Origin of the sequence: Mycobacterium paraffinicum (genome assembly GCF_001907675.1) — a bacterium.
GTDB lineage: Bacteria > Actinomycetota > Actinomycetes > Mycobacteriales > Mycobacteriaceae > Mycobacterium > Mycobacterium paraffinicum_A.
In genome coordinates this window covers 13,928-29,357 of record NZ_MPNT01000040.1, presented here as the reverse complement: position 1 = coordinate 29,357, position 15,430 = coordinate 13,928, and the positions used below count along the sequence as shown (strand labels likewise).

Annotated in this window: 17 protein-coding genes; 12 read left to right on the top strand and 5 right to left on the bottom strand. The window is 65.3% G+C overall.

Features of this window, described 5'->3' with window-relative positions; translation table 11 throughout:
• Window positions 1-46: 46 nt before the first annotated feature.
• The 7 genes from BRW65_RS27170 to BRW65_RS27140 all read left to right on the top strand — a co-directional run bounded on the left by BRW65_RS27170 (window position 47) and on the right by BRW65_RS27140 (window position 7,279).
• Window positions 47-748, top strand: a complete 702-nt coding sequence (locus BRW65_RS27170; RefSeq protein ID WP_167374102.1) for a sensor domain-containing protein — start codon at window positions 47-49, stop codon at window positions 746-748.
• 88 nt (window positions 749-836) lie between these two features.
• On the top strand, window positions 837-1,244 hold the full coding sequence (locus BRW65_RS27165) for a hypothetical protein (RefSeq protein ID WP_073880005.1): 408 nt from the start codon (window positions 837-839) through the stop codon (window positions 1,242-1,244).
• On the top strand, window positions 1,241-2,518 hold the full coding sequence (locus tag BRW65_RS27160) for a DUF7373 family lipoprotein (RefSeq protein WP_244168235.1): 1,278 nt from the start codon (window positions 1,241-1,243) through the stop codon (window positions 2,516-2,518). The genes BRW65_RS27165 and BRW65_RS27160 overlap by 4 nt, the downstream gene beginning before the upstream one ends.
• Complete coding sequence (locus BRW65_RS27155; RefSeq protein WP_073880003.1) at window positions 2,515-3,726, top strand: DUF7373 family lipoprotein; 1,212 nt, start codon at window positions 2,515-2,517, stop codon at window positions 3,724-3,726. Before BRW65_RS27160 ends, BRW65_RS27155 begins: the two co-directional genes overlap by 4 nt.
• Window positions 3,727-3,734: 8 nt before the next feature.
• Window positions 3,735-5,765, top strand: coding sequence for a serine/threonine-protein kinase (locus tag BRW65_RS27150; protein WP_073880001.1), 2,031 nt, complete (start codon window positions 3,735-3,737; stop codon window positions 5,763-5,765).
• Between the two features lie 104 nt (window positions 5,766-5,869).
• Entirely contained in the window at window positions 5,870-6,664 is a 795-nt protein-coding gene (locus tag BRW65_RS27145) for an SseB family protein (RefSeq protein WP_244168234.1), read from the top strand.
• Between the two features lie 3 nt (window positions 6,665-6,667).
• Complete coding sequence (locus BRW65_RS27140; protein WP_244168233.1) at window positions 6,668-7,279, top strand: hypothetical protein; 612 nt, start codon at window positions 6,668-6,670, stop codon at window positions 7,277-7,279.
• A gap of 67 nt (window positions 7,280-7,346) precedes the next feature.
• Here BRW65_RS27140 and BRW65_RS27135 read toward each other — a convergent pair whose 3' ends face one another.
• Window positions 7,347-8,435 (bottom strand): FHA domain-containing protein, encoded by a 1,089-nt coding sequence (locus BRW65_RS27135; protein ID WP_208611937.1) that lies wholly within the window; start codon window positions 8,433-8,435, stop codon window positions 7,347-7,349.
• 374 nt (window positions 8,436-8,809) lie between these two features.
• Here BRW65_RS27135 and BRW65_RS27130 point away from each other — a divergent pair, with 374 nt between their 5' ends.
• Window positions 8,810-9,388: a DUF4333 domain-containing protein gene (locus BRW65_RS27130; protein WP_244168232.1), complete on the top strand. Its 579-nt coding sequence runs from the start codon at window positions 8,810-8,812 to the stop codon at window positions 9,386-9,388.
• Between the two features lie 633 nt (window positions 9,389-10,021).
• On the opposite strand, the gene BRW65_RS33005 is transcribed toward BRW65_RS27130, so the two are convergent.
• Together BRW65_RS33005 and BRW65_RS27125 are read right to left on the bottom strand one after the other, a co-directional pair.
• On the bottom strand, window positions 10,022-10,222 hold the full coding sequence (locus tag BRW65_RS33005) for a restriction endonuclease (protein ID WP_432206459.1): 201 nt from the start codon (window positions 10,220-10,222) through the stop codon (window positions 10,022-10,024).
• A gap of 45 nt (window positions 10,223-10,267) precedes the next feature.
• Complete coding sequence (locus BRW65_RS27125; protein WP_244168231.1) at window positions 10,268-11,086, bottom strand: hypothetical protein; 819 nt, start codon at window positions 11,084-11,086, stop codon at window positions 10,268-10,270.
• A 263-nt stretch (window positions 11,087-11,349) separates the two neighbouring features.
• Between BRW65_RS27125 and BRW65_RS31915 the strand changes: the two genes are divergently transcribed.
• Window positions 11,350-11,490: a hypothetical protein gene (locus tag BRW65_RS31915; protein WP_167374101.1), complete on the top strand. Its 141-nt coding sequence runs from the start codon at window positions 11,350-11,352 to the stop codon at window positions 11,488-11,490.
• Here BRW65_RS31915 and BRW65_RS27115 read toward each other — a convergent pair.
• A complete protein-coding gene (locus BRW65_RS27115; RefSeq protein ID WP_279627704.1) occupies window positions 11,487-12,053 on the bottom strand; it encodes a sensor domain-containing protein in 567 nt (188 codons plus the stop codon). The genes BRW65_RS31915 and BRW65_RS27115 overlap by 4 nt on opposite strands.
• Before the next feature lie 7 nt (window positions 12,054-12,060).
• Here BRW65_RS27115 and BRW65_RS32520 point away from each other — a divergent pair, with 7 nt between their 5' ends.
• A complete protein-coding gene (locus BRW65_RS32520; protein ID WP_244168238.1) occupies window positions 12,061-12,321 on the top strand; it encodes a hypothetical protein in 261 nt (86 codons plus the stop codon).
• A gap of 316 nt (window positions 12,322-12,637) precedes the next feature.
• Here BRW65_RS32520 and BRW65_RS27110 read toward each other — a convergent pair whose 3' ends face one another.
• Window positions 12,638-14,059 carry a peptidase gene (locus tag BRW65_RS27110; protein ID WP_073880054.1) on the bottom strand — a complete coding sequence of 474 codons (1,422 nt, stop codon included), beginning with the start codon at window positions 14,057-14,059 and terminating at the stop codon, window positions 12,638-12,640.
• Between the two features lie 154 nt (window positions 14,060-14,213).
• Here BRW65_RS27110 and BRW65_RS27105 point away from each other — a divergent pair, with 154 nt between their 5' ends.
• Both BRW65_RS27105 and BRW65_RS27100 read left to right on the top strand, forming a co-directional pair.
• Window positions 14,214-14,801 carry a helix-turn-helix domain-containing protein gene (locus BRW65_RS27105; protein WP_073879993.1) on the top strand — a complete coding sequence of 196 codons (588 nt, stop codon included), beginning with the start codon at window positions 14,214-14,216 and terminating at the stop codon, window positions 14,799-14,801.
• A complete protein-coding gene (locus tag BRW65_RS27100) occupies window positions 14,798-15,430 on the top strand; it encodes an RES family NAD+ phosphorylase (RefSeq protein WP_073879991.1) in 633 nt (210 codons plus the stop codon). The genes BRW65_RS27105 and BRW65_RS27100 overlap by 4 nt, the downstream gene beginning before the upstream one ends.

Genomic DNA, 15,430 nt, shown 5'->3' with positions numbered 1-15,430 from the left:
TTGGATGCGCTTGGCACCCAATGTCGTTCGGCCGATCCTGGTGCTGGTGTCCTCGGCGTTGATCACGCTGGTGGCCGGTTGCGCTGATGTCGTCAGCGGCACGGTGCGCGCGGCGCCGGACCTCAAACCGCGCCCGCTGGTCGGCGAAGTCATCAAGCAGGCGATGCTGACCGATGCTGAGTTGTCCCACGTGTTCGGTCAATCGTTCAAACTCGATGACAGTATGCCGCCGAAGTTCGGCGGCCCAGCAGAGATGTACTGGGACTGGCCAGGCGCTTCACGCAGCGATTGCGCCTCGCTGGCGCACATCCTGATGGGCGAGGCCTACCGTAATGCGCAGGTGGTCAACGTTGCTCACGAACAGTGGTGGGCCGCCGATGTCGGCGAATTTCCCACGGTGATCGATCTCGTCGAGGGTGTGGTCGCGTTACCGAACACGGCGGCGGCCAATGCGTTGTTTGAGAAATTCGGTTCGCAGTGGTCGCGATGCGCCGGTCAGCGCCTCGACAGCGGCCTGGGATTTCAGAGTGAGATCACCGAGGTGCACGCCGGTGCTTCAGTCGTGGAAGCCACCGTGGAAGAGGTAGACCGGCACACGAAACTGCGGCGGGTGCGCGCGCTCGGTGCGCGGGGCAATTGCCTGGTGGAGGTCGAGGCGGTCTATTTCCGCGACGCGGCGCCCGCGCCGGGCAAGGACGCCAGCGATGTGGCAAGGGCGATGATGGGCAAAATCAGCGATCGAAGCTGACGCCCTGGTAGTAGCGGCTACCATTCTCCCCATCGTTGCCGGCGCACACAGGCCGGCCGCGGGACCTGAGAAAAGGAGGGATCGGGACGTGCGCGACGAATCGGCGGCTGAGCCGATGGCGACGCTGCTCAACAGCGCGCGCGCCCGCCAGCTGGATGCCGCGGCGCGGACCCGCCTGCACCGCGTCGCGCGCGAGGCCGCACTGTTGTATCCAGACAACCCCGACTTACAGCAGTGTGCGGTCGACGCGGCGCTCGACTATCTCAACGACAATGCTGACCTGGACGCTGACGGTGCCGAATGGCACCGCATTCGCGACCAGGAGAAGCGACTCGGTGCCCGAGTGCGCCAACTCGCGGTGATGGCGGTGGCCGACAAGGCTGTCTCAGAACGTCGGGCGGCCAGCGCCATCTTCATCGACCGCATGGCGTTGCGGCGCTGGTCGGGCAAACGGCCCAACAGGCGCCGGAGCGGATCAGCGAAAGCCTCCCGGTGAAGATCCGACACACAAACATCGTCGCCGCACGCCGGGGCTTATCGCCGCTGCTGCTCAGCCTCGCCGTGGTGGTCGCCGTGGGCAGCGGCTGCTCGAACCAGGTGACGGGGGTAGCCGTCAAGTCCGGCGGCCCGGCGCCCGCGGCGGCCAACACGGCCCTGCTCGACCCCGGTAACTATCCGCGCCGGCCCCGGCCCCCCTTGGGCAACGTCGCCGATGACGCCGCCGGGCGCCGCGTCGAGGCCCAGCGGATGGCCGACATGGTGGCCGGACCGTGGCAGATCGACGCCACGTTGATCAGCCCGACGAACGCCGAAATCGCGCCCACCACAGCGGTTCCCGAGCCCACACGGCTGTCGGCGCTGGTGCGTGGGGATTCGATCGCCGCGATCGCCGCCGCGCATCATTTCGTGGCCGGTTTCGTCAGTGGGCGCGCCACCCCGCCACCGCCACAGGGGCAGGCCGGCGCTGACAAGCCCAAGATCCTGGACAACGGGGTGTTTCGCTTCCCCAGCCCCCAAGACGCGGCGGATGCGGCCGCGGCGATGGCCGCCGCCGATGTGGGCACCATCCGCCCGGGCAATATCCCAGCGACCCGGCTGGCGATCCCCAACTATCCCAACACGCAGGCCTACGTGGCCCCGCTGTCAGGAGGTTTTGAAGCCTCAGCGTTCAGCGCGCACGGCCCGTACGTGTTTTTCCAGTTCGCCGGATCCAAGGAAAGCTCCGCGGCGGTCGCCGACATGATCGCCAAAACACTGGATTTGCAAGGCCCGGCCGCTGACCACTTTCAAGCCACCCCGGTCGATCAGCTAGCCAGCTTGCCGGCCGACCCGACCAGTCTGCTGGCCCGCACCGTGCCGGCCACCGACCGCAACGTCAACCAGGGTGGGGTCTACTCCGCGCACGGCTCACTACATTTCCGATCCGACCCGGTGGCCACCCAGGCGATGTACAACGACGCCGGCATCACCCACGTCGCCGTCGACCGCACCACCATCTACGAGGCCGTCGATACCACCGGCGCCCAGCGCGCCGCTGATGGGCTCGCCCGCATCGACGTGCCATTCCTGGGCTATCACTCCGCCCCCGGCATCAACGGTCTACCCTCGGCGCGCTGCTTTGACCGCGGCCCCGACATCACCGACCTGGGGGCGGTGCGGTTTTTGTGCATCGCCACCGCGGCGCGCTACGCGTTCAAAGCCACTGCGGCTCAAGAGGTTGAGGCCCATCAGATCATAGCTGCCCAATACCTGATGCTGACCGCGCCATGACCGGGCGCATCCGTTCGTGGGGGCGCGCCGCGGCCGTCGGGATCGCGGCGCTGACGGTGGCATGCAGTACCACGATCGCCGGGAGCGCGGTCAAAGCCCCCGGGGAGGCCAGCCCCGACGGTGTGAATCTGGCGTTGCTGGATGCTGGGAACTTCCCCACCACCCCCCGCGCCCCGTTGGGGGTGGCCGGCGACGCGCTGCGCGGCGGCTGGGCCGAAGGGCGCCGTCTGGCCAGCGTGGTGGTGGGCCCGTGGGAGGTCGACGCCGACCTGATCGACTATGCGCAAATCGAATCCGGCGTGGTCAAAGACGTCGATGCGGTCAACGCGCTGCTCGGGGCCCCCCTGGGGGAGGCACTTAACGGCCACAACTTGCTGGCCGGGTTTTCCAGCGCCCGTCACACCGACAAGGGCCCCTACAAGGACCTGCTGACAACCGTGTTGGAACTGGCCAGCCCGGCTGATGCGAGCGCCACGATCACCGAGATGGCAGCCAAAGGCGCTGCCCTGACGATGCCCTTTGACACCAAACCCATCCCGACGCAACCGTTTTCGATCCCCCGATACCCCGCTACGACGGCACTGACCTACCAGTGGACAGCGCAATACCCCGACCCCGGCCCGCGGTTCTCGGTGACCGCGTTGACCGCACACGGCCAATACGTGCTGGCGCAAACAGCGACGTCGACCGACAAACCCGATACGGCTGCCGGGTTGATCGCCACCACACTGGATTTGCAGCAGCCCCTGGTCGACAAATTCAAGCCGACCCCGCCGGATCAGATGGCTCAACTGCCGCTGGACCCCGATGGGTTGATGGCCCACACGGTGGCCCCCCGCCAAGAAAACGAGTCGATCAGCGACGGGATCTATGACGCCCATGGCGCGCTGCACCTGGCCACCGGCGACCCCGTCCACTTGGCGGCGCTGTTCAAATCCGCTGGCGTGCAACAGGTCTCCTACGTCCTTGAAACCCGCGTCTACCAAACCCCCGACACGGCCTCCGCGGCGCGCCTCGTCGCCGATGAGACCGGGCCCAACCAGGTCGGCGGGATCAGCGGCATGCCCAAGGCGAAATGCTTCAACGAAACCCTGGGCTACTGGTGCGTGGCCCGCGCCGACCGCTACGCCTTCGAGATGCAGAACGAACAAGAGCACGCTCTGCACCAGATGATGGCCGCCCAATACCGCATGCTGACAGGGAAATGAGCCGCTGAATGCCCCTTGATGTAGGAACGATCATCGCCGGCTACCGCATCGAAGGCGTGCTGGGCCAGGGCGGAATGGGCACGGTGTATCTGGCACGCCACCCGACGCTGCCCCGCAGCGAGGCGCTGAAAATCTTGTCCGGCGAACTGTCCGGAGACCGCCAATTCAGGGAGCGCTTCATCCGCGAAGCCAACCTGGCCGCGAGCCTGGACCACCCGAACATCGTGCGGGTCTACAACCGAGGCGAAACCGACGGGCACCTGTGGATCGCCATGGAATACGTCAAAGGAACCGCCGCCAACGATTTGGACCGCGCCAACCTCACCCCGGCCCGTATCGTGCGCATCATCACCGACGTCGCCGCCGCACTCGACTACGCCCACTCGCAGCACGTCTTACACCGCGATATCAAACCCGGCAACTTCCTCGTCGCAGCGCCCGGCAGTGAGCGTGAACGAGTGTTATTGGCGGACTTCGGCATTGCGCGCGCTCTCGACGATGCCACCTCCCTGACCGCGACGGGCTCGATGGTCGGCACCGCGGCCTACGCCGCGCCGGAGACCATCGAAGGCCGACCCGCCGATCACCGCACCGACATTTACTCGCTGGGGTGTGCCCTGTTTCGGCTGCTGACCAGCCGCACCCCGTATGAGGACCCCTCCAACAAGTCCCTTGAGGCCATATTGGTCGGACACCTGATGCGGCCTGTTCCGCACCCCAGCGACATCAACCCCACGCTGCCACCGCAGATCGACGAGGTGATGGCTCGCGCGCTGGCCAAAAATCCTGCTGATCGTTTCCAGACCGCTGGCGAACTGGCTGCGGCGACTACCGCGGCGCTGACTAACAATCCGGCACCGCCAACCATCACCGGGCCTCGTCCCTCCCAGCCGACCAATCCCACCCTGACCTACCCACCCACCGGACCTTCCCTACCGGCGGGCTCCGCACCGGTGTGGCCGGCCTATGATTCCCGCGCAGCATCCGCGAATGGGGCGGCGCCGCAGCCGTTCATGGGCGCGCCGCCCCCCTCAACCCCGACCGGTCGCCCAACCGAGCCCGGTCCTAAACCCAAGCACCACAGCCGCACCCGGCTGATCGTGGGAGCAACCATCGTGGTTGCCGCGTTGGTCGCAGCGACAATGGTGGGCATTCACCTGTTCGGCACCACCAGCACCGGATTGGGCCCATACCAACCGCAGACCCTGAACACCAAGTTCGGCACCTTCAAACTCGAGCACCGCCCGATGGCCATCGCCGCGCTCGGAGCTGGCGACCCCGATGCCGTGCTCTCACTCGGCGCCCCTGTAGTGGTGATGAACGCGCCCGGCGCGACCACACCGAGCTGGCTGCAGCCGCTCATCCATTCCACCCCACCGGTATTCGCCGCCGCCGACACCGCCGCCATCACCGCTGCCAAACCCGACCTCATCATCGACACCGACAACATCGACCAGACCACCTACAACTCGCTGGCCGCGATCGCCCCCACGCTGACCCAACCCGCCGACAACACCCAAGACTGGACCTGGCAGGCCCAACTGAACTGGATCGCCACCGCGCTGGGCCGCACCGACACCGCCAAAACCTTGGTCGACAAGGCGCAGTCCGAGCAGAACCAGATCCGCTCAGAGCATCGAAGTTTCGGCGGCAAATCCATCGTCGCGGTCAACTACACCGGGACCAACACCACCGCGGCGGCGGTCCCATCATCGCCGAGCAGCTACCTGGAAAGCATCGGCTTCACCTACAACACCCACTACAAACGCGCCCCCGGCGGCCCACCAACCGTCCCGTTCAACATCGACGACGTCGACTACATCGCTCAGCGCAGCGACGTCATGCTGCTGCTGCGCACCGACCCGGGCGCCGGCGGCGGCGGATACGGCGGCCTGCCCGCCAAATACAGCAGTTTCGGCGGCACGCTCGTCATCGTCGATGACCCCGCCACCATCGCCGCCCTCAACGCCGGCGGTCCAGCAGCCACCACCTATCTCAACACCGCGCTGGTCACCAAACTTGGCAACCAAATCCACTAAACCGCCAACGAGACACCGCGCGCCGCGTTCAGGCTGCAGCGCACGCGCGTTTAAGAACCAGGCCATCGTTGAATCACGCTATCTGTGCAGTCAGGGGAATCCGTATGGCAATGGCAACCGAGGACAACGGAAACCGCGCAACCCTGGTCGACAATGTGGCGCTGCGACAAGCCGTCGCCGCCTTCGCCGCACAACCCAACCAGCGCGGGGCGCTCGAGGTGCTCCGTTTGTGCATGTTCGGTGAGGTGCTTTTCGACATCACCGGATCCGATGCGTTTACCGGCCAAACACCGTTCGCGGCCGGGTCTCGCCTCCAAATCCGCGGCGGCACAGGCCCTCACGGCAAAGGGTCGGCGCTGTTCGCTTATACCCGTCATGAGGAGATCGCCCGCCTGCACCCGCCGGGTACGCGCACGCAGTCATTGGTGCAGTCGGCTACCGGGGCCCTGCAGCTGGCTCAAAGCCAAGGCAACGACTGGCTCTATATCGACCCCGCCGGCCCCACCTGTGCATTGTCGGCCGCCGAAATCGATTTCGCCTTGCGCAATCCGAATAACGAGCCGCTCAAACGGGCGCTGGCCGATCACGCTGCCGGCAAGATCGACAGGCACACCGTCGTCGACGTGGTGCGCCAGAACGGACCGTTGGCGATCGCCGCCGACGATTCCCAAGGCGACGGGCACATCGCCGTTCGCAACACCACACATCCCGACGGCAGCTCCAGCATCTTCGGCTTCACCAGCGGCCCAGAAGTTCTGGCTTGGAGCCCCGCTGATGCGGCAGGGCCCCTCACGGTCGAAGAAGTGGTGAACATGGCTCGCGCGCAAGGCCACAGCGGGATCGTCATCAACCCGGCCGGCCCATACCTGTGGGTCTCGCTGGCCGAAATAACCCAATAAAAAATGAAGAACGCCAACATCTTTCACGCGCCGAGAACCCGATTCAAGGATGTTGCTGCGAAACGATCGTTCATATTGATCGGGCTGGCGCTTGCCTGGCCGGCGTTGGTCGGTCTGCCCCTGCATGCGACCGCAGCGCCCGATGACATTGATGCACTGATCGACGACAGCGGGCCACTGCCCAAACAGACCCGCGACCTCACGGCACTACCTGATCTGCTGTTCACCACCCCTAGTGGCCTGCTATGCAAAAAGACCGTGGTCAAGGTGATGCACGACGTGACGTGCGCGGGTGATCTGCCCGGGGCGCCGGCGGGGACCCGGGTGGTGACACTGCCCACGGTCTACGCCCAGGCCAACGGGCCGGCGCGGTTTCTGCCCACCCCGCCCGAACGATTCTTCGGCGACACCACGGGCCAGGCACCGGTCCTGCTGCCAGCGGGGCACAAAATCGTGTTCTGGGCGTTCTCGAACACCCAGTCGCTGGTCTGCGGGGTGCCGCGATCGGCGGATCTGGTGTGCAGGCTCAACGCGCCGAAGGCCATCGGTGCCGACAACAGCGGTCCACAAACCCACGGCTTCGTGATCGCGGCTCCCCATAGTCACGTCTTCTGACGACAGCCAAGACGCGCGCGGCTCCCCGTCAGCGGAGCCATCGATCGTTCGCTCACATCGTGATCGGTTATTTGTCTATCAGGTCGGCGATGAGGAGCTCGATTGCGTCGGCGACATCGGGCGTTACGGGGCGTTCGGCTTCGGCGTCTTCAAGGGCTGAGGCGGGCAGCCCGGAGCCGATGGCCGCCTCTTCCAGGCTCAGCTCCGCCCGGTGGCGGGCCCCGTAAAGCCGCTGCCCCAACGTCGCCGACGGCGAGGCGGCGGCGCGCATCATCACATCGTTGTAGGTGCGCCGCACACGGCTCAACGTCTTCATGGCCGCAGCGCCCCCTGTGGGCTGGCGCGCCGCAGTCAACGCCAAGCCCTCGAGCCTTTGCAGATCAGCCAGGATCGCAGTGGTTTTGGCGGTGAAGTCCGGGGCGTTCGGTTCAGGCAAGTCCGCGATGGTCACGCTGACGGCTTGCAGGGCGAGCTCGACCGTGCGCGAAATAGTCGGCGCGTGAATGGAGTCGGTCAACACCTCGGTCGCCTCGTCGCTACCAGCCTCAGGGACGGCCGCTGCTGCTAGCTCGCCCTCGCGTCGCTGCGCCTCGATGTACCCGGCGGGCAAGTCCAAGGCCTTTTCTAGTTTCGCCAGCGTGCTTGGATGCGGCCAGCTGCGACCTAGCTCGAAATTGATGAGGGCGGACTGGTTGTAGATCCCGTCGTTGTCCAGGCCCCGCTGGGAGATCTTCAACTGCTCACGACGCGCACGGACCGCTTGGCCAGCGCGCAGACGCCCCGCCGCGTCGATTTGCTCGGCGCGCGATGGGTGCTCGGTTTGAGCTGACCTCGGTGCCTGGGTCGCCTCATCCTGAGCCACATCGGTGGTAAGGGTCACGGCCACCCCATCTGGGGCCCCGAGGTGCAGGGTCGTGGTAGCGGTAATGGGTACCGGGGTGCGGCGTTTTCCGTCGACGAACATTCCGTTGGTGCTGACATCGACCGCGTACCAACCGTCGGGGTGGGGTTCGAGGACAACATGGCGCCGTGAGACCCGCTCGTCATCGATGTCGACCGCCGCCTCAGGATCTCTGCCGATGAATACCGCGCCCGCGGCGGCGTGAAGAGTGTGCGTCGCGCGACCGACCCGCACAATTAGCGCGGGCGTCGTCACTGGGCTGGCAGTCAATCGTCGCTCCCTTTCCCGGTTGAGGCACTCGCGCTCTGCTGTTAAACAAAGCGCTCGGCTAAATGCTACCTCATCCGAATCGTAAATTGGGCCGGAAAGCACAGCGTCGCTGAAGAGGGCTTGCGGCGTTCTGCGGTTCTCGCGTCGTGCGTACCCATGGGCGACTCACTACATTAATCCAGGTAGACAACCTATAGTGAGCTGCTGACACGGTTGCTTCACCGGGCCCATGACGCGCAAGTGGGACGGCCCCACAACTGTGCTGTGGTTTACAAACCATTGCGCTATGGGTACTGCTTGGGTTACTGTTCGGGCACGACGCCATGCGGCCCTCGGCCACGCACAGAGAAAGGTCGCCGATGCAACACCCACAGCAGCCGCCCCTGGCGCCACCGCACCACCCGTACGCGCCGGGCATGCCGCCGGTCGCTCCCCAAGGCTTCTACGAACCGCCGACCCAGCCACTGCCCCGCCCACAAGCCTTCCCGATGACGCCCCAGGCCGGACCCTTCCCCTACCCGCATCCTCATCTACCACCAGGCGCGAACCCCTGGGCACCAACCGCCTTCAGAGCACGTGGCCCCCGAGTTGGCCTGCGCGGCAAACACCTTCCGCTCTACCTGGGTGGCGCGTTCACCGCGATCACCGCGGCGGTGCTCTTCGCGGGATTCTTGGCACCCGGCTTTCTCGTCACCAAACAACTCGACGTCCGCGCTGTCGCAGCCGGCGTCACGCACGTCTTGTCCGATCCGAACGGTTATGCCGCCAAGAACGTCAGCGACGTCACCTGCAACGACGGCCACAACCCCACCGTCCTCAAGGGAGCCACCTTCACTTGCCAGGCCACCATTGACCACATCAAACACCAGTTCACGGTCACGTTCACCGACGACGCGGGTGGCTACGAGGTTAGCGCCCCGAAGGGAACAAAAATCTGACCATGCGCTTTGACGACATGGGTCAGCCGGCGCGAATCTACCGCGGCCCCGCGCCAAAGCCGCCTAACCGCAACCTATTAGGGGTGTGCCTGGCCCTGCTGGCGATGGTGGTGCTGGCGCTGGTGATCCTGCTGTTGTTCAAAGAGTTGAGCAGCCCGGTGTTCGGGGTCAAGCTTGAGGAGGGCTACTACCCGGACAATTCCGCGGCGATCGTGCAATTCAGCTCGAATCGGCGTCCTCGCTTCGACCTGGTTGATCGTCGTCGCGACTGGCCTGGCCGCGAGTGCCGTTGCGGTACGCCCACACCCCTTCCTCCAAGTAATGGGCGTGCTCACGCTGGTGTCCCTCATCCCGGTGCTACTGCTGCTCTTGTTCTGCTACGCCCTGGCGTTTTAAGAACGGCGGTCATCAGGCGAGGCATGCCGCTTGCAGCGGCACTAGCGCCCAGACGGGTTGGAGCGGGAGTCCCGACCGTACGCTCGCCAGCAGGCGATCGTACACAGAGAACAAGGCTGTCAGCAGATCCTCTGTGTCCTGTCGCCGTTGACATGTCCCATATCCGTATCGTGAAATAGTCCTGCTTAACCTCGGCACGGCTGTTCCCTTGAAGCCGCGCCACGCAACAAGCAGGCCTTAATCGGCCCCGATCGAGGTAATAAGTCCGCGCAGTGATCTGAACTCGCCGATCCCAGATTGGCCGGTCTTGGCTTGGACAACTACGCGCGGACTATCGAGTCCGATAGGGCCACAGCCCGCCAATATGTCCACGCCATGGTCGGCTCCGGGTGGACTGAGCGCCGTCATGAACCTTTGCCCTTTCAGCATCGCGGCGATGACTCGGCAGGTTCGTGGCCAACAACGTTTGATGCCAGAACGTCATCATGCCGGGCTTGGAGCCGGCCACCCTGGCGACGGCGGCTGGGTAGCGAAGTGGGGGCGAGGATACCGGCCTCCGCGTTTGAGGTCGCGGTGTTCGGGCGCTTTAGCGAGACAGCTGTCTCTGTCCTCGAGGGCATTTGGCCATTCATCGCCGACTCCGGACTGGGCGAAGTAACCACCTTGATGGCTGGTGATCCGCCAGCCGTTGAAGACGTCGACGGACGGTGAGCGGGCCGGTCCCTGCTGAGGGATCTGCGGTCCCAGCTTGGCGGGGGCCGTCATCGTGATCCGCATGGAGTCGATGCCTGAATACGGTGGCGGCTCACCGATATTGGGTTCGTAACCGTTGCGGGTTGGTTGGGCTGTGCCGAATGTGTACTCACAGGCCACCACCGTCACATCGCGACCGGAAGTCGACACAGACGAGATGTGAACCTCGTCGGTCCCCACCCACGCGGGTTCGGGCGCATCGGTCTTGGGCCACAGAAATTGGGTTCCGGTGGGATGGTCGATGGACTGGTTGGGATCGACCGACTGCTGGAACCCGGGATACAGGTACTTGTTGTCACCTGTGATGGAGACGAGCACGTAGGACTCGAAGTAGGCCCGCACCGCCACGGCTGGCCAAGCGGTGATGTCGATGCCAGGCTCGGCGGTCCAGACCATCGTGAAATCGTTGAGGGTCGACGGCCAACCGGCTGGCACCGCGGGCGATGTGGGTGAGCCGGCCCGGTGGACGCCCGAGACGCAGCCGGTAACCATCGAGACCGTGATGGCCGTCGCCGTCGCGAACGCGCGCGATGCGCGCCGGATCCGCATCAAATTCTTCCCATGGGTTTCGGTAGATCGATAACAGGTTACGGCCCGTGCTCGGTATCGACCTCGATGCGCAAGACGAGGTGGCCTGATCATTCTGGTCTCCTCACCAACCCATATCGCGGGCCACTTCTGCTGCGCCGCTGCGATCTCGTCGGCAGTCGCCGAGGTCACATCCGCGTCGGCCGCCCATTCGAAGCGGCTCAAAAGTTCTGCCAGCGTTTGCTTTTGCGCCGGATGGTGCTCGGCAACGTGTTCAGATCGGTATGGGCCAACCAGTCGAACAGACGATCGCGTCGGCACGCCACAACCGCACGCTGACAGTGACCACCTCTTCCTCCATGGTCATGACGCTGACCCCTCCCCGGAAACTCTCGTCGCGCGAACCCGCGCTGCTGGCCAGCTAGTGACGGGCGATGTTCTCATTGATCGCGCGGACCAGAAACGTGCCCGTGGTAATGGTGTTTTGCCCGCACGCGCGCACATCCACAACGACGTTGCGCCGCACACCCATCGCGCGCTCGCACTCACTGCCTTGGTGTTCGCTCGCCCTGACGGGCAGCAACACCGTGCTGGCGATACCGTCGGTCTCGCTGATGATCGTGATCGTGGCGTGGTCGGCGGGTTGGCCGTCGGTGAAAGAAACCGTGACTTCGGTAAGTCGGCACCCTCGCCACGCCGATAGCTGCTGGGTGTAAAACTGCTGCGCGGCAGCCTCATCGGAGAACGCCGCCACCGCCTGAATGACCTTGTGGCGTCCCGGACTGGCCTCCATCAGTCCTTGAACTGCCACGCCGGTATACCCCGAGCCCGTGTAGGTGCTTGCCAACGCCGGGGCCACCGCGCTGGCGCACTTGGCCGGGTCTATCGACACGTCTGAGGCAAGCGACGTCGCCACCTCACGCGGTCGCATCTGCACGTCGTGGAGTACATTGCCGACCTGGTCGGCAGATGCCAGCAGGCTCGGCAGCGCTGCGATGTCTAGCGCCGGCGCCGCCGGCGAAGCGCTCGGTGACGGTGCCGGCGGCGCGGGCCTACTCGAGGCAGGTGCCCGCGTCGATGACGGCGCCGCCGAGTTCGACGTCGTCGTCGAATCGTTGCCGCCCACCACCACCAGCGTGATCACCACTACCGTGATCACGGCGGTGATCGCACCGGCAACCCACCAGGGCCAACGCCGGCGCCGCCGCGGCGGCGGGTATCCGATGGGCGGCATGCCCGGACCGCCCACGGGGTAGGGATACGGCGGCCCACCCGGTGGCCCCTGCCAGTGTGGTGGGGCTTGAGGCGGCTGCCAGGCCGGGCCGGGTTGCGGGAAAGATCCTCCCCCCGGCGTCGGTGGCGGCGCTGGCGGGTGCTGCGAGAGGTTCATCGTCGGCTCATCGCCCTGCCCGGGCCCCCAATCGGTGCTCATTGCTCTAACCCTGCCTCAATACGGTGAAATCCTCAGTGGGATTGCGGATCCAATGCCTCGAAGGCGAGCGGCTGTCGTCGCACCGTGTTGCTGCTCGCTTACCGCGCCCGCATTGATCCAGCACCTGCGTGCGGCTCTTTTCAGGCGTCGGTGAAACGTTGGTAGCACAGGTCGTCGTTGGTGTTGACGACCCCGGAGCGAAACGCGGTGATCCGGGTAAACCCCGCCGGCACGGTCTGCCCGTTGACGTCGCTGGCCACTAGGTGGTTGGTCAACAGTCCGGCAACAGCTTTGTCGAGGTCCCCGGCAGTCAGGGTCAGCGCATTGCCCGACGGCACCGACACCGGGCCTGCCATTTTGCGGTGTGCCAGGCCGGTAAGGCAGGCGGTCCGCAATGCGCTCACCGGTGAATCGAGCTTGAGGCCGCGTTCGTGTTGCACCGCAAGGACATACCGCGACATCACCACCGACATCGCGGTGTCATCACCCTGGATCAGCACATGACCGGACTGCTCATTACCGGGCGCACCCATCTTTTGGAGCTGGGCGAGATCGACAGCGATGGTGTTGGTGGCCGGGCAGTATGAGGCAGGCGGGCTGGCTTGGGCGTCAGCGCAGCCGGCGGCGGTATAGGACAGCTGCGGGGGGCTTTTCAGGGCGAAGATCGCCCCGAGGGTGTCCATCAGCGACGACAGGGTTTGCTCGGTGATCGGCACTTCCCCGGTCTCTAAGCGACCGGACTGGTCGTAGGTCAACGCGATCGGCAAGTCCCCGCGACGCTGCTTGACCTCGTTGTCGTCGATCGCGGCACAGGCCGAGGCGCCTGAGACAAACCCCATCTGGAAAGCGCTTACACGGTCGAGCGCGGTGCCGTGGCCTTCTTCGATCAGCTCCCGATCGTCGGGGGTAAGGATAGGGTCACGCAGGGTGATCAGGCCGGCCAGTACATGGTCGAGCCCGTCACCGGTACTGAGGGTGAAGCGCGTCGACTTGCCTTCGGCAACCCAGCGCATGTAGACACCGCCGAAGCAGTCCGCCTGCTGTTCTAGCACGATCGTCGATGTGCCGCGAGGGGCGATGTTGGCCATGTCCTGAATGGCGTGACCATACTCGTGAGCGAAGATGCCTGTGACCGGCATCGATCCGAAATATGTTTTGCCGGTGGGGATTAGCACCCCGCGGTCCCAGGCGATCAGGTTGCAGCGCGGCGAGAACAACGCGTTGATCAGTTTGTAGGTTCGGTGGTGGCATACGGCAGGGCTGGCCGGATCCTCGGAGTCGTAGGAGACGAGTTCGTCGACGGGCTTGAAGTCGCCTTTGAAAAATTTGCTGTAGTTGGAGCGCCAGAAACTTTGAATGTCGTTGACCGACAACAGCACCAAGTTGTCGTCGTCACCATGGTCGGTGTTTTCCACTGTGCCGGTGGGTTGGGGTGCGTCGCTGCGAGGTCCGCTTGGGCCGTCGACCGCCAGCAGGCCCCCGACGTGGAAAGGATCGTAGAGCATCGAGGCGCCGCGTCCTTTGATGACGGTGGTGCACCCCGCGGCGGCAACGGCGATCATCGCGACGACGCTGACCGCCGTCGCCGCAGCGACCACACCGCGCAGTCGGCTAGTCACGAGGCAACCTTATCGTCGCAAGATCCGTGCGCGCCCCGTTCTGCGCGGCCCACGCGTCGGGCCGCACAGATCAGCACATGCGTGCTAGTATGTGCGTATGAACGGTTCGGCGGCGCCCGCGTTGGGTGCCCTATTGGCCAAGCACCGGATTGACCTCTCGGTGGAGGATGTTCTCAACGAGCTAGATTCCGCGTTTGCGGCGATCCCGGGAGCAACCACGCTGTCGAAGACGGAGGTGGACTTTCTTCGCACCCACGCCGAACCTAGCGCCGAGGCAGTCATCGAGACATGGTCGGCCGACGATGAGCGCCAGGCCCGCGCCCGTGTTGCGTTGCGGCAACTCACCGGCGCGCTTTCTGGATCGGTCAGCATCAAAGAAGCCGCCGCGATCTTGGGTGTCGATCGGTCGCGCGTGTCACGACGGATCACCGGAAAAGCGCTATGGGCCTTCGATCTTCAGGGAAGCCGACGAATCCCCCGCTGGCAGTTCCTCGGGAAGGAGCTGCTTCCGGGCTTGGACGTAATCGTGCCTGCGATACCACGCGACGCTACCCCCGCGGTCCTGGATGCGTTCATGCACACCGCGCAGCCCGACTTTGACAACCGCACGCCGATCGAACATCTGGCCGCCGGCGGTGACCCCGAGTTGGTCGCCGGCTTCCTCGAGGATCTCGGACGCTGGTGAGCCCCCAGCCCAAACCGAAAGCGCCTCGAACACCCCCCGCGCAGCTCGTCCAAGAACCGCAAGACAGCATCGACTACACCGGCACGCTATGGCGGGTCCACCGCACCGCCGGCGAGCACGTGCTGCCGTGGAACCAACTGCGCACCTACGGGCCGCTGCCATCGATGCGGTGGGACCCCCACCCGGGCCCTTCACCTGGCGCACGCAGCGACGGTGTGCTGTATGCCGCAGGCGATCTCGCAACCAGCCTGGCCGAGGTCTACCAAACAACGCGCGTGATCGACACCCGCGCAGGCACTCCGACCCTGACCGCCTGGCACCCCCAGCGGCCACTGCACCTGCTCGACTTGTCCACAACTTGGCTGCTGCGCAACAGCGCCTCGACCGCACTACTGGCCGCGCCGCGCTCGGTATGCCGGCGCTGGGCCCGCGCTATCTACACGACTTGGCCTGACCTGGACGGGCTCTACGTCCCGTCGACGATGACCGGGCGGCCCAACATTGTGCTGTGGACCGCGGCCGCCGACTCGATCCCGATGATGCCGGAGTTCTCACGCCCGCTCGCGCACCCGCTCGTCTGGTCGATCACGCAAGCAGCCGCTGGCGAGATTGGCTACACGATCCTATGA

Coding starts and splice junctions, on each gene's coding strand:
- BRW65_RS27155 (WP_073880003.1), top strand. CDS start 2,515: ATGACCGGGCGCATCCGTTCGTGGGGGCGCGCCGCGGCCGTCGGGATC.
- BRW65_RS27150 (WP_073880001.1), top strand. CDS start 3,735: ATGCCCCTTGATGTAGGAACGATCATCGCCGGCTACCGCATCGAAGGC.
- BRW65_RS27145 (WP_244168234.1), top strand. CDS start 5,870: ATGGCAATGGCAACCGAGGACAACGGAAACCGCGCAACCCTGGTCGAC.
- BRW65_RS27140 (WP_244168233.1), top strand. CDS start 6,668: ATGAAGAACGCCAACATCTTTCACGCGCCGAGAACCCGATTCAAGGAT.
- BRW65_RS27130 (WP_244168232.1), top strand. CDS start 8,810: ATGCAACACCCACAGCAGCCGCCCCTGGCGCCACCGCACCACCCGTAC.
- BRW65_RS27125 (WP_244168231.1), bottom strand. CDS start 11,086: ATGCGGATCCGGCGCGCATCGCGCGCGTTCGCGACGGCGACGGCCATC.
- BRW65_RS31915 (WP_167374101.1), top strand. CDS start 11,350: ATGGGCCAACCAGTCGAACAGACGATCGCGTCGGCACGCCACAACCGC.
- BRW65_RS32520 (WP_244168238.1), top strand. CDS start 12,061: ATGTCTAGCGCCGGCGCCGCCGGCGAAGCGCTCGGTGACGGTGCCGGC.
- BRW65_RS27110 (WP_073880054.1), bottom strand. CDS start 14,059: ATGATCGCCGTTGCCGCCGCGGGGTGCACCACCGTCATCAAAGGACGC.
- BRW65_RS27105 (WP_073879993.1), top strand. CDS start 14,214: ATGAACGGTTCGGCGGCGCCCGCGTTGGGTGCCCTATTGGCCAAGCAC.